1 protein-coding gene and 1 pseudogene are annotated in these 575 nt (G+C 54.6%); both read left to right on the plus strand.

Translation table 11 applies throughout. The features are described from left to right. Positions 1-271, plus strand: a pseudogene (locus tag D1614_RS24515) (hypothetical protein); the annotation flags it as partial. Positions 272-344: 73 nt separating this feature from the next. Beyond that, positions 345-575: hypothetical protein (locus D1614_RS24520; protein ID WP_206610186.1), on the plus strand; the 231-nt coding region annotated here is incomplete at its 3' end.

Below are 575 nucleotides of genomic sequence, written 5' to 3' on the forward strand. Positions count from 1 at the left end.
AGAAGAGGCTGCTGAATGGGTGAAAGCGAACATGAAGAAACCGGTAATCGGCTTCATCGGCGGACAGACGGCTCCAGAAGGCAAACGGATGGGCCACGCGGGCGCCATCATCTCTGGAGGCAAGGGAACTGCAGCTGAGAAGATCAAGACGCTCCGTGCGAACGGGATCGAAGTCGCTGAAACACCGGCAATCATCGGTGAGACGCTCATCCGTGTCATCAAAGAAGCAGGCATCTATGACGAGTGTGTCACTGGATCGGCTGTGAAGTAAGAAGAAGTAAGAAGGCGAAAAGCCGTCCTGAATGATCAGGACGGCTTTCTTCTATATAAAAGGAGGTTTTCGGATGAAGAAGGAACTTTATCCCCGTCTTGCGGCCTGCGGGGTGTCTTGGAAAATCGTCGAGCTGATCGAACGTTTCGGATGGATCGAGCCACGGGAACTCCCGGTGTCGGCGAACGAGCGAAGACGATATGAACGTGCACTGGACATGCCGGATACCCCGGATGCCTGGACGATCGCGGATGAAGATTTTCCGGAGCGCCTCAGGACGATTCCGGATCCGGTCTATGCCTTA

This window comes from Maribellus luteus (assembly GCF_003576475.1).
Lineage (GTDB): Bacteria > Bacteroidota > Bacteroidia > Bacteroidales > Prolixibacteraceae > Draconibacterium > Draconibacterium luteum.